Origin of the sequence: Enterococcus sp. AZ088, assembly GCF_051714845.1 — a bacterium.
In the GTDB taxonomy this organism is placed as follows: Bacteria; Bacillota; Bacilli; order Lactobacillales; family Enterococcaceae; genus Enterococcus; species Enterococcus faecalis.
On the sequence record NZ_JBIOSQ010000001.1, the window covers coordinates 39,787 to 52,495 of the forward strand.

Genomic DNA, 12,709 nt, shown 5'->3' on the forward strand with positions numbered 1-12,709 from the left:
ACCCTTGATCTTTAAATCAAGGGTTTTTCTTTCTAAGAACGTGCTTGCCCATTTCCATAAATAACATATTTTGTCGAAGTAAGCTCTGCTAAGCCCATAGGTCCACGGGCATGTAATTTTTGCGTACTAATGCCGATTTCGGCGCCAAATCCAAATTCAAAACCGTCCGTGAAACGAGTTGAAGCATTCGCATAAACAGCGGCTGCATCCACTTGTTGTAAAAATTGTTGTGTGGCAAAGTAATTATCACTAATAATACTTTCAGAATGTTTTGTATTGTAGCGATTAATATGCTGGATGGCTTCGTCTAAAGAATCAACGACTTTCACTGCTAAGATAAAGTCGAGAAATTCCGTTTCCCAATCTTGTTCAGTCGCTGGAATGGCTTCTTCAAAAATTGCTAGCGCACGTTCATCTGCCCGAAGTTCCACGTGAAACTCCTTCAAGGCTTTTTCAATTGTTGGTAAAAAGGCTTCAGCCACCTCTTGATGAATTAATAACGTTTCGGCGGCGTTACAGACAGAAGGACGTTGACATTTAGCATTGACAATAATTTCAGTTGCCATTGTTAACTGGGCGTCTTTGTCCACATAAATATGACAATTGCCCGTGCCCGTTTCAATAACAGGAACAGTGGCTGTTGTCAAAACAGTTTTGATTAAGTTGGCGCCGCCACGCGGAATGAGGACATCCAAGTAGTCATTTAAGCGCATAAGTTGTTGGGCTGTTTCTCTAGAAGTATCATCAACAAATTGAATGAGATGGGGAGAAACGGCTTGTTGTATTAGCGCTTCTTGTAAAATTGTCACCAATATCTGATTGGAGTGAAACGCTTCTTTTCCGCCTCGAAGAATAACAGCATTTCCTGATTTGAAACAAAGGCTAGCGGCATCTGTTGTCACGTTCGGCCGCGATTCATAAATGATTCCAATAACACCTAAAGGCACGCGTTGTTGCCCAATTAACAGCCCCGCTTCATTGCGCCACATTTTATCTACTTCCCCAATTGGATCGGGTAAAGTAGCGACTTGGCGTATGCCCTCGGCCATCGCTGTGATCCGTTCTTCTGTTAAACGTAAGCGGTCTTGCATTGTTTCAGAAATTCCGTGGGTAGCGGCTTGCTCTAAATCTAATGCGTTTGCTTGTAAAATGCGGGGCGCATTGGCTTCAATGGCTGCGGCCATTTTGTTTAACAAAGTATTTTTTTGACGAGTATCCATCAAGCCTAGCGTATAAGAGGCTTCTTTAGCTTGTTGCCCTAGTTGCTTTAAATCAGTCACTTTCATGCCCTCCTTTAATAAATAACGTACCGATATCTTTTCCTTCTAAAATTTCAAAAATGATTTTTGGCTGCTTTCCGTTTGCTAAAATCATCGCCTGTTGATTAGCTAACACACGTTCAGCAGCTTTTAATTTACTAGACATCCCACCAGTGCCAAAGCGGCTCCCCTTACCACCGGCTAATTGGAACAAGTCTTCATTAATTTCATTGATTTCAGAAAATAACGTGGCTTCTTTGTTGACAGTAGGGTTATCTGAAAAGAAACCATCAATATCTGATAACATAACTAACAAGTCAGCTTGAACAATTTGGCAGACAATGGCTGACAATTGATCGTTATCCCCGAACTTGGTTAAGTGATCCAATTCTTCAATTGCGACAGTATCATTTTCATTGACGATAGGAATAATATTCATTTTTAACAGTTGTTCAAAAGTATTGGTAACATTATTGCGACTTTCAGGGTATTCAATAACATCACGTGTTAATAAAACTTGTGCCATTTGTTGGCTATAGGTTGAAAACCGCTGATTATAAATGTTCATTAATTCTGCTTGGCCGACTGCAGCGACTGCCTGTTGTTCGGGAATTGTCGTTGGGCGTACAGATAGATTTAATTTATTCAGTCCGACACCAATTGCGCCAGAAGAAACTAAAATAATTTCTTTGCCTTGGTTGCTTAAATCACTCAAAGTAAAGGCTAATTGATCAATTGCTTTTAAGTTAATATTGCCATTGGGATAAATCAGAGAACTGGTTCCGACTTTGATCACAATTCGTTTGGCCTGTTGGAGTTTGTTTCTCATAAGTGCCTCGTTTCTTTTTACAGTAAAATTTGACACTCATTATAACAAAATCAGCGGCTACTAGAAAGTGCTAAATAATGAATAGTAAAGAAAGTTTAATGAAAGTGTGAACTTTTTGAGGGAATCTTGGGACTTTTTGGGATTTGGTCTGTTTATTTTAAGAGAAGATGATAGACTAAAAGAAGGAAAATAAACAAAAATTCTCCTCTTTTTTGCGTAGTCTAGATTAACTGGGCTTTTAGAAATGAGAAACTTACTAAAAACAACCAGAGTATCAGAGATTATGGTAAAATAGGAGTAGTTTAGACAGTAGGGGAGAATGAATATGAAACAACGTGGTTTTGAGATTATTTCTAAGTATCAAGAAGAGGGCTTGAGTGTCCCACAACGAGCAACAAAAGGTGCCGCGGGGTATGATTTTCAAGCAGCCGAAACGGTCGTTGTACCAAGTCTTTGGAAGTTACAACAAGCTGGAGAAAATCCCAAACCAATTTTAGTTAAAACAGGGATTAAGGCGTATATGCCTGATTCTGAATATTTAGAATTGGTGAGTCGTTCTTCGAACCCGCTAAAACGGTTCCTACTTTTAGCGAATGGTGTCGGAGTCATTGACAGTGATTATTATAATAACGAGAATAACGAAGGACATATCATGTTCCAATTTTTAAACTTTGGATATGAAGATGTTGTCATTGAGAAAGGTGAACGAATTGGCCAAGGGATTTTTAAACCGTTTTTATTAGCGGATGATGACCAAGTCGAGGCAGAAAGAACGGGCGGTTTTGGTTCGTCTGGACAAAAATAAAGCCTATTTTTTCAGTAGGCAACGTTATTCAAACCATTTAATAAATGTTAAAATAAACAACAGATAAGGAGATTCTACATGGCAAAAAAAGCAAAAGTTCAATTTGAATGTCAAAGCTGTGGGTATGTGTCTCCAAAATATCTCGGCCGCTGTCCTAATTGTGGACAATGGAATTCGATGGTGGAAGAGGTTATTCAAGATACTTCTGATCGTCGTGCTAGAGTAAGTTTGACTGGTAAAAAGACACAACCACAACGGCTATCTGAAGTCGTACCTAAAAAAGAGCCTCGTGTAAAAACTGAATTAGTGGAGCTGAATCGGGTTTTAGGTGGTGGCGTTGTTCCAGGTTCGTTAGTTTTAATCGGTGGCGATCCCGGAATAGGTAAGTCAACATTGCTCTTACAAGTATCGCAACAATTAGCAGCCACAGGTGGCACGGTTTTATATGTTTCTGGTGAAGAAAGTGCTGAGCAAATTAAATTGCGAGCGGAGCGTTTAGGCACCGTCAACGAGACATTTTACTTATACGCAGAAACAGATATGCACGAAATATCACGAGCCATTGAAAAATTAGAACCAGACTATGTCATTATTGACTCGATTCAAACAATGACGCAGCCAGATGTTACCAGCGTTGCTGGTAGTGTCAGTCAAGTCCGAGAAACAACTGCCGAATTATTGAAACTGGCAAAAACGAATGGGATTGCCATTTTTATTGTCGGACACGTAACGAAGGAAGGGTCTATCGCAGGGCCACGGATGTTGGAACATATGGTAGATACGGTTCTTTATTTTGAAGGAGATAAGCATCACACCTTTAGAATTTTACGGGCTGTCAAAAATCGGTTTGGCTCAACGAATGAGATTGGTATTTTTGAAATGCAGACACATGGATTGGTTGAAGTTATGAATCCTTCTCAGGTCTTTTTAGAAGAACGTTTAGAAGGAGCCACCGGATCTTCAATTGTGGTAGCAATGGAAGGTTCACGCCCTATTTTGGTGGAAATCCAAGCGTTAGTTACCCCAACGATGTTTGGCAATGCCAAGCGAACGACCACCGGGTTGGACTTTAATCGCGTTTCTTTAATCATGGCGGTTTTAGAAAAACGGGCAGGCCTTTTGTTACAAAACCAGGATGCGTATCTAAAAGCGGCTGGTGGAGTCAAAATTAATGAACCAGCTATTGATTTAGCGTTAGCAATCAGTATTGCTTCTAGCTATAAAGAAAAAGGAACCTCATCTTCGGAATGTTTCATTGGTGAGATTGGTTTAACTGGTGAAATCCGCCGCGTGAATAGTATTGAACAACGAGTGCGTGAAGCGCAAAAACTAGGCTTTACAAAAGTCTATGTCCCTAAAAATAACCTTGGTGGCTGGGAAGCGCCTGAAGGGATTGAAATTATTGGCGTTTCAACAATTGGTGAAACGTTAAGAAAAGTTTTTAAATGATGAAAGTAGAAATAATCCGTTTAGGTTGTTGGTGGCGTATGATTTTTGTACGCCCCACAACGCTAGACGTCTTTATTAAATAAACGAGGAGGATGGCTATATGCAAAAACGAATCATCACGTTGCTGATGATCATTGCTGGTGCAAGTTTAGGAATTTCTCTTTTCCCAATGGCTTGGGAAATGGCTAAGCAAGGCAATAACAGTTGGTTAAACAATAACTTTACGAACGGATTAATCGGTGCAATTATTTTCTTTATTTTATCTTTAGGGTTAGCAAAGTATATTGTTTCCGCTGTCAAAAAAATCGAAGCAGCTTTAAATGAAATGAGTTTAACCTATTTATTATTTGGAAGTATTGGTGCCATCATTGGTTTAACAATTGGCGTCATTATCTCCATTCCAATGTACAACTTACAAATTCCTGTCGTGAATAGTTTACTACCAATTCTAGTTATGATTATTCTGGGTTACTTAGGTTTCCGAATGGGAACAACACGGATTGAGGAGTGGAAAAAAGTTTTCACACCTCGCCAAAAGAAAGCAAATACGGAAGACACCGAAGGACAAATGTTGGAACGTAAAGTGGAAGACAACTTCCATAAATACAAAATTTTAGACACCAGTGTCATCATTGATGGCAGAATCTACGATATCGCTAAAACAGGCTTTTTAGAAGGTGTTTTGCTCATCCCTAACTTTGTTTTATATGAATTACAATACATTGCTGATTCTGGAGACAGTTTAAAACGGGTGAGAGGTCGTCGTGGCTTAGATATTTTAAATGCTTTACAAAAAGAAGAAGGTATCTCTGTTGAGATGTATGACGGAGATTTCGAGGATATCTCTGAAGTAGACAGTAAATTAATCAAATTAGCAAAATTATTAGATGGCGTGGTTGTGACCAATGACTACAACTTAAATAAAGTCTCTGAATTTCAAAATGTGCCTGTTTTAAACATTAATGCTTTAGCTAATGCTGTGAAACCAGTGGTGATTCCAGGTGAAACGATGAATGTGATGGTTGTAAAAGCCGGAACAGAGCGTCAACAAGGGGTCGCTTACTTAGATGATGGCACAATGGTTGTGGTAGAAGATGGCCAGCATTACATGAATGAGCAAATCGAAGTGGTCGTCACAAGTGCTTTACAAACCGCAGCTGGGCGTATGATTTTTGCCAAACCGGCGCATGCGGGTCGCGGAATTAATGATCGCAAGGATAACCATCCTAAAAACGATAAAAATTAAGCAAAGTGAGGACTTAGTATGATTCGAATCGGTCAAGGTTTTGATGTTCATCAATTAGTTCCGCAACGACCTTTAATTATTGGTGGGGTTACTCTTCCTTATGAAAAAGGTCTGTTAGGTCACTCAGATGCTGATGTTTTAACACATGCAATTATTGATGCAATCCTTGGTGCCGCTGGTCTGGGTGATATTGGACAACTGTTCCCCGAAACCGATCCGCAGTTCAAAAATGCGAATTCTGTAAACTTATTAAAAAAAGTAAATGAAAAAGTTGGGCGGTCGGGCTTTACTATTGGCAATATTGATTGTACAATTTTAGCGGAAGAGCCAAAGATGAGCCCATACTTGGCAGAGATGAAAAAGAATCTAGCCGCGAGTTGCCACTTAGCGGTCACACAAGTGAACATTAAGGCAACGACCATGGAAGCGATGGGCTTTGTTGGTAAAAAAGAAGGAATCGGCGCAATTGCCGTTGCTTTATTGGAAAAATAACTGAAAACGACGTTAAACCGTCTGTTTTTAAAAAATGGAAAGAGGAATGAACATGACGAAAGTTCGTGTGCGTTATGCACCAAGTCCAACTGGACACTTGCACATTGGGAATGCAAGAACAGCATTATTTAACTACTTATTTGCCCGCCACAATGACGGAGAATTTATCATTCGTATCGAGGATACCGACCAAAAACGGAACATCGAAGACGGCGAGAAAAGTCAGTTGGAAAACTTAGCATGGTTAGGGATGGAATGGGATGAATCACCTGCTCATCCGGGAGAATATGGTCCATATCGTCAATCAGAACGTAAAGAAATTTACCAACCATTGATTGATCAATTATTAAGTAGCAATCGTGCGTATAAGTGTTATTGTACGCCAGAAGAATTAGAAGCAGAACGTGAAGCACAACAAGCTCGTGGGGAAATGCCTCACTACGCAGGCACTTGTGCGAATTTAACACCTTCTGAACAAGCAGCCAAAGAAGCGGCTGGTCTAGAACCAGTGATTCGCTTCCGTGTGCCACGTAACACAGAATACAAATTTGATGACATCGTGAAAGGTGAAATTACTTTTGAGTCAGATAACATTGGTGGCGATTTTGTCATCCAAAAACGCGATGGGATGCCAACGTATAACTTTGCCGTTGCAGTAGATGATCACTTAATGAAAATTTCTCACGTTTTACGTGGCGATGATCATATTGCTAACACACCAAAACAATTAATGATTTACGAAGCGTTTGAATGGACACCACCTGTCTTTGGCCATATGACCTTAATCATTAATTCAGAAACTGGCAAAAAATTGAGCAAACGTGATGAAACAATTTTACAATTTATTGAACAATACCGTGAATTAGGTTACTTACCAGAAGCCATGTTCAACTTTATTGCTTTACTAGGATGGTCTCCTGTTGGCGAAGAAGAAATCTTCTCACAAGAAGACTTGATTAAATTGTTTGATGAACAACGCTTAAGCAAGTCACCAGCGGCCTTTGATGCGAAAAAATTAGAATGGATTAACAATCAATACATGAAACAAATGGACTTAGGTGAACTAACAGATATGTGTATTCCTTATTTAGTCGCTGACGGTCGTGTTGAAGAAAATCCATCTCCTGAAAAAATCGAATGGTTAAAACAATTAGTTAGCTTGTATCAACCACAAATGAGTTATGCAGCTGAAATTGTGGAACTATCAAACTTGTTCTTTAATGAACATCCAGTTTTAGATGATGCTGCGAAAGAATTCTTGCAAGGAGAAACAGTGCCAACTGTGTTACAGGCGTTTAAAGAACAATTAGAAGCCTTGGACGTTTTCGATGTGCCAAGTATTAAAGCAGCGATTAAAGCCGTCCAAAAAGAAACCGGCGTTAAAGGCAAAAACTTGTTTATGCCAATTCGAATTGCTGTTTCTGGACAAATGCATGGTCCTGAATTAGGCGAAACCATCGAATTATTAGGCAAAGAAAAAGCATTAGATCATTTAAATAAAGTGTTATAAAAACACAAAGAATAGAAGAAGTAGACAAGCAGATGGATTTCAGAGACGCTGTGGGTGGTGAGAACAGCGAGCATCTTTTGTCGAAATGCATCTATGAGTGGCTTTGGTGAAAAAAGTAACCGAAGACGTCGGCAGGCGTTAACTGTATCGAGGCAAGAGCTAGTTCTTGTGAAGAAAAGTGGAACCACGCATGGGCGTCTTTTAAGCAACGTTTTTTTGTTGCTTAAAAGACGTTTTTTATTTTTGTATAGTAGAAAGGAGTTCACCCTATGAGTTGGTTGAAACGTAGCGTCGCAGCTGTTAAAAGAAACGATCCTGCAGCGCGGACCACACTAGAAGTTCTTTTAACGTATCCTGGCTTGCACGCCCTGTTTTGGCATCGCTTGTCTCATTTCTTATATAGGCATCAGTTGTTTTTGTTGGCGAAGATTCATGCACAATTTTGGCGTTTCATAACGGGCGTAGAAATTCATCCCGGAGCCACAATTGGAGCGGGGGTTTTTATCGATCACGGCATGGGCATTGTGATTGGGGAAACCGCGGAAATAGAAGAAGATGTTGTTTTGTTTCACGGAGTGACGTTAGGTGGGACCGGTCGTGATACGGGTAAACGCCATCCAACAGTGAAAAAAGGAGCGATGATTTCGGCACGAGCTCAAATTTTAGGGCCAGTTGTGATTGGTGAACGTTCAAAAATTGGGGCGGGTGCTGTTGTTATTTCAGACATCCCAGCAGATGCTACAGCTGTGGGTGTTCCTGCGAAAGTCGTTCGTCTAAATGGAAGAAAGGTGGAAAAAGGGCATGATTAAAATTTATAATACATTGACCAGAGAAAAAGAAGTATTTACGCCAATTGAGGCGCATAAAGTTCGGATGTATGTCTGCGGACCAACCGTGTATAACTATATCCATATCGGTAATGCGCGCAGTGCGATCGCCTTTGATACAATTCGTCGTTATTTTGAATATCGTGGGTATGAAGTGAATTATGTCTCGAATTTTACAGATGTCGATGATAAAATTATCAAGGCAGCTAAAGAATTGAAAATTACTGCGCCGGAAGTGGCGGAGCGTTTTATCAAAGCCTTTGAAGAAGACACGCAAGCGTTGAATGTCCAGCCAGCAACGCTACATCCCCGGGTGATGGACCACATGCCTGATATCTTAACTTTTATCGACGTTTTAATTGAAAAAGGTTTTGCTTATGAGGTCGCAGGTGATGTGTATTATCGCACCCGTAAATTCCCTAATTATGGTAAATTAAGCCATCAATCGATTGATGAATTAGAAGTGGGGGCAAGTCAACGAACTGGCGTTGAACAACAATTAAAAGAAGACCCATTGGATTTTGCTCTTTGGAAAAGTGCCAAAGAAGATGAAATTTCTTGGGATTCTCCTTGGGGTAAAGGACGTCCCGGCTGGCATATTGAATGCTCTGTCATGGCGACAAAACACTTGGGAGAGACGATTGATATTCATGGCGGTGGACAAGATTTAGAATTTCCACATCATGAGAATGAAATTGCACAGAGCGAAGCCAAAACAGGTCATACCTTTGCCAATTACTGGATGCATAACGGCTATGTCACAATTGGTGAAGATGATGAAAAAATGAGCAAATCCCTAGGTAACTTCATTACTGTTCATGAAATGATTCAAAAAGTGGATCCGCAAATTTTACGTTTCTTTATGTCCACCACCCAGTATCGTCGCCCGATTCGTTATAGCGAAAGCACTCTAAAAGAGGCAGCAGCCAATTATCAAAAATTGAAAAATGCGTTTGAAAATTTACGTTTTAGACAAGCAGATGCGGTCGCAAGTTTGCCAGAGGATGAACACTATTTGGCTCAATTAAACGAATTAGAACAACGTTTTATTACGGAAATGGACGATGATTTCAATGCAGCTAACGGGATTACGGTCGTTTATGAATTAGCGAAGATGATGAATCAGTACAGTGAACAAGCGACAGTTTCGGAACCAGTTCTAGTGGCGATGGATAAGCTTTTCAATGGCTGGTTAGCTATTTTTGGTTTATTCTTTAAAAACGAAGAATTAGTGGATGCACAAGTCGATGCGTTAATTGAAGAACGGAACCAAGCACGGAAAGACCGTGATTTTGCCCGAAGTGATGAAATCCGCGATTTATTAAAAGAACAAGGCATTGTTTTAGAAGATACTCCGCAAGGAACGAGATGGAGAAGAAGTGAATGAGAGATTACAAACAATTAAACGGTTTAGCTTTGGCCTATGTTGGCGATGCGATTTATGAAATTTACATTCGTGATTATTTAGTTTCCTTGGGACAAACGAAACCGAATGTTTTGCATCGCATGGCGACACACTACGTGTCAGCAAAAGCCCAAGCAAGCTTAATGCAAGCGATGTTAGCGGGAGAAATGCTAACGGAGGAAGAAGAAGTGATGTACAAACGCGGTCGGAATGCTAAAAGTCACACCTTTGCCAAAAATGCTGATGTGACGACCTATCGGGTAGCGACCGGTTTCGAATCCTTGATGGGTTATTTACATTTGACACAACAAAAAGAACGTTTAGAAGAATTAATTAACTGGTGTATCAAGAAAGTAGGTGAAACCAATGAAAAATGAAAAATCTCGTCCTTTTAAAAAAGGTAAGAAACGTCCAGAACGTTCAGATAAGCGTTCAAAAGAACGGAACCCACGACCAGCGACAGCAGGTGCTGATGGAACCTCAGAAGAGCTAGCAGATAACTTTGTCTTTGGTTTCCATGCCACTGTTGAGGCGTTGCAGCAAGGACGCGGGAATAAATTGTTTTTACAAGAAGATGCTCGTGGCGAGAAAATTGAGCAATTAAAACAAGCAGCGAAAGAGCAGGCTGTTCCAGTCAAATGGGTGCCTAAAGCAAAATTAGATACGATGAGTGATCACGGCGTGCATCAAGGCATGGTTTTAGCAATCACGGCGTATCAATATTTAACTTTAGAAGAATTATTGGAACAAACAAAAGAAAAGACAGCAACACCATTTTTCCTAATTTTAGACAGTCTAGAGGACCCACATAACTTTGGCTCAATTTTGCGAACAGCTGATGCGACAGGCGTGGACGGTATTATCATTCCGAAACATCGCGCAGTGGGAATTACACCAACCGTAACCAAAGCGTCAACAGGGGCCGTGGAACATATTCCAGTGGCTCGTGTAACGAATCTAGCGCAAAGTATTGCAACGCTAAAAGAGAATCAATTTTGGATTTTTGGTACAGATATGTCTGGGACGGATTATCGTCGCTGGAATACACAAGGCGCAATTGCCTTAATCATCGGAAATGAAGGTCGTGGCATGAGTCAAGGTCTTCATAAAGAAGTGGATGAATTATTAACGATTCCAATGACTGGACACGTTCAAAGCTTAAACGCTGGTGTGGCTGCAGGCTTGCTAATGTATGAAGTCTATCGTGGCCGCAACCCATTATAGAAGCAGGCGATTGTATGAAAAAACAATTGTTAATCGTTGATGGCTATAACATGATTGGTGCTTGGCCAGAATTGGTCCAGTTGAAAAAGCAAGAGCGTTTAGAGGATGCGCGTGAACTGCTTCTTAGTCGTCTGTCCAATTACGCCAAATATGAAGGGTTGGAAATCATTGTGGTCTTTGATGCCCAATTAGTCCCAGGCATTCAGCAAACGTACAAAAAGTACCTTTTGACCGTGGTTTTCACCAAAGAAGATGAAACAGCAGATAGTTATATTGAACGTCTAGCTGGTGAAAAAAATGATCGTTTAACGCAAGTAACAGTCGCAACGAGTGATTTGGCTGAACAATGGGTGGTCTTTTCACAAGGTGCATTGCGGACTTCGGCCAATGAACTTTACAAAGCTGTCCAGAAAACAGAAAAGACGATTGCCATTCATGCAACGGATATCCATTTCCAGCAATTTCGTCGAAATTCTCCATGGAACGTGGAGCAGTTATCAAAACTTTCTGAGAAGCTAGAAGAATTGTCTCAAAAAAAAGATTAAACAAATGTTCGCTTAAGTCATAAATTTCTAACATGCTATGCTCTCCTAAATCATTCGATACGTTTATCGAAAAGGAGGGCTTTTTATGTTAGAACAGATTCAACAAGCATTAGCAGGAGACCAAGAACAATTTCAAGCCTTATATGGGCAATATCAGCCAGTGATTTATAAGTGCATGAAAAAATACTATTTAAAAGATTATGATACTGAAGACTGGCTTCAAGAAGGGCGAATTGTCTTCTTTCGGACGTTAGAACGATTTGATTCAGAAAAACAAGCGTCATTAGGAAAGTTTTTTAAACGAAATTTTGAAAATCACGTACATAGCTTAATTCGCCATCAATGCGCCTATAAGCGGCGAACAGATACCTTGTCTATTTCTCTGGAACAACGATTAGAAAGCGCTGGTGAAGAGTTAGTGGACTATTTAGGGACAGCGGCTACCGACCCATTAGGGCAATTAATGATTCAAGAAAAATTGGCAGCTTTTCCGACACGTCTTTCCTCGTTGGAACAACAAATTTTAAACGCATACTTAAAAGGCTACACGTTAGAAGAAATCGCTAAAGTGCGTGGGGGAACTTTTTCAGCTGTCCGAAGTGCCTATGATCGTGCCAAAGCAAAAATGAAATATACATTAGAAAATGAATAAAAATTCGACAAAACAGCCGGTTTGTCGAGCAAAAGTAGTTGCAAACAGACTTCTAGTATGATAAACTTGAAATTTTTTAAAAAAAGTGGTATAATGTTTCTTGAGGTGAATGCAATGCCAACAACGTTATCGTCAATTAAGAAAGATTTGGAAGGCCGTATCGGCAGTGAAATTATGTTAGTTGCTCAGACTGGAAGAAAGCGCCAAACAGAACGTAAAGGAATCTTAACGGAGACTTATCCATCTGTTTTTGTTGTTGACTTGGATCCAGACGAGAACTCATTTGAACGTGTATCTTATAGCTATTCAGATGTTTTAACACGCACCGTTGAAATCGAATTCATCGGTCAAGCCGTATAATTTAGAAAGTCCGCTTAGGAGTGAAGGAAGAGCCCTTCGTTCCTAAGCTCTTTTTAATTTCAACCATCTGTCGTCAGAGAAAGAGCAATCTTCGGTGTACTTCTTC

At 40.2% G+C, this 12,709-nt stretch carries 14 protein-coding genes and 1 other annotated feature; of the genes, 12 read left to right on the forward strand and 2 right to left on the reverse strand.

Features of this window, described 5'->3' with window-relative positions:
• Positions 1-32: 32 nt before the first annotated feature.
• Positions 33-1,286 (reverse strand): glutamate-5-semialdehyde dehydrogenase, encoded by a 1,254-nt coding sequence (locus IGL17_RS00165; protein ID WP_025186428.1) that lies wholly within the window; start codon positions 1,284-1,286, stop codon positions 33-35.
• Complete coding sequence (proB, locus tag IGL17_RS00170; RefSeq protein ID WP_002389550.1) at positions 1,273-2,088, reverse strand: glutamate 5-kinase; 816 nt, start codon at positions 2,086-2,088, stop codon at positions 1,273-1,275. Before proB ends, IGL17_RS00165 begins: the two co-directional genes overlap by 14 nt.
• Before the next feature lie 319 nt (positions 2,089-2,407).
• Between proB and IGL17_RS00175 the strand changes: the two genes are divergently transcribed.
• The 12 genes from IGL17_RS00175 (at position 2,408) to IGL17_RS00230 (ending at position 12,603) form a co-directional block, all read left to right on the forward strand.
• Positions 2,408-2,893, forward strand: a complete 486-nt coding sequence (locus IGL17_RS00175; RefSeq protein ID WP_002361472.1) for a dUTP diphosphatase — start codon at positions 2,408-2,410, stop codon at positions 2,891-2,893.
• A 78-nt stretch (positions 2,894-2,971) separates the two neighbouring features.
• Positions 2,972-4,342, forward strand: a complete 1,371-nt coding sequence (radA, locus tag IGL17_RS00180) for a DNA repair protein RadA (protein WP_002356050.1) — start codon at positions 2,972-2,974, stop codon at positions 4,340-4,342.
• A 100-nt stretch (positions 4,343-4,442) separates the two neighbouring features.
• Positions 4,443-5,588, forward strand: coding sequence for a PIN/TRAM domain-containing protein (locus tag IGL17_RS00185; RefSeq protein ID WP_002368622.1), 1,146 nt, complete (start codon positions 4,443-4,445; stop codon positions 5,586-5,588).
• Between the two features lie 18 nt (positions 5,589-5,606).
• Positions 5,607-6,080: a 2-C-methyl-D-erythritol 2,4-cyclodiphosphate synthase gene (ispF, locus tag IGL17_RS00190; protein ID WP_002356052.1), complete on the forward strand. Its 474-nt coding sequence runs from the start codon at positions 5,607-5,609 to the stop codon at positions 6,078-6,080.
• Positions 6,081-6,132: 52 nt separating this feature from the next.
• Positions 6,133-7,590, forward strand: coding sequence for a glutamate--tRNA ligase (gene gltX, locus IGL17_RS00195; RefSeq protein WP_010709111.1), 1,458 nt, complete (start codon positions 6,133-6,135; stop codon positions 7,588-7,590).
• Positions 7,589-7,795: a binding site (T-box leader), on the forward strand. It overlaps the preceding gene by 2 nt.
• 64 nt (positions 7,796-7,859) lie before the next feature.
• The gene (gene epsC / locus IGL17_RS00200; protein WP_002356054.1) at positions 7,860-8,399 is read left to right on the forward strand and encodes a serine O-acetyltransferase EpsC; all 540 of its coding nucleotides are present in this window, start codon (positions 7,860-7,862) and stop codon (positions 8,397-8,399) included.
• Positions 8,392-9,804 carry a cysteine--tRNA ligase gene (gene cysS / locus IGL17_RS00205; RefSeq protein WP_025193379.1) on the forward strand — a complete coding sequence of 471 codons (1,413 nt, stop codon included), beginning with the start codon at positions 8,392-8,394 and terminating at the stop codon, positions 9,802-9,804. Before epsC ends, cysS begins: the two co-directional genes overlap by 8 nt.
• The gene (locus IGL17_RS00210) at positions 9,801-10,199 is read left to right on the forward strand and encodes a Mini-ribonuclease 3 (RefSeq protein ID WP_002356056.1); all 399 of its coding nucleotides are present in this window, start codon (positions 9,801-9,803) and stop codon (positions 10,197-10,199) included. The genes cysS and IGL17_RS00210 overlap by 4 nt, the downstream gene beginning before the upstream one ends.
• Positions 10,189-11,046 (forward strand): 23S rRNA (guanosine(2251)-2'-O)-methyltransferase RlmB, encoded by an 858-nt coding sequence (gene rlmB / locus IGL17_RS00215; protein WP_002378685.1) that lies wholly within the window; start codon positions 10,189-10,191, stop codon positions 11,044-11,046. The genes IGL17_RS00210 and rlmB overlap by 11 nt, the downstream gene beginning before the upstream one ends.
• Before the next feature lie 14 nt (positions 11,047-11,060).
• The gene (locus IGL17_RS00220; protein WP_002356058.1) at positions 11,061-11,591 is read left to right on the forward strand and encodes an NYN domain-containing protein; all 531 of its coding nucleotides are present in this window, start codon (positions 11,061-11,063) and stop codon (positions 11,589-11,591) included.
• An 85-nt stretch (positions 11,592-11,676) separates the two neighbouring features.
• A complete protein-coding gene (locus IGL17_RS00225) occupies positions 11,677-12,243 on the forward strand; it encodes a sigma-70 family RNA polymerase sigma factor (RefSeq protein ID WP_002356059.1) in 567 nt (188 codons plus the stop codon).
• Between the two features lie 57 nt (positions 12,244-12,300).
• Positions 12,301-12,603, forward strand: coding sequence for a Veg family protein (locus IGL17_RS00230; protein WP_016618501.1), 303 nt, complete (start codon positions 12,301-12,303; stop codon positions 12,601-12,603).
• Positions 12,604-12,709: the final 106 nt, after the last annotated feature.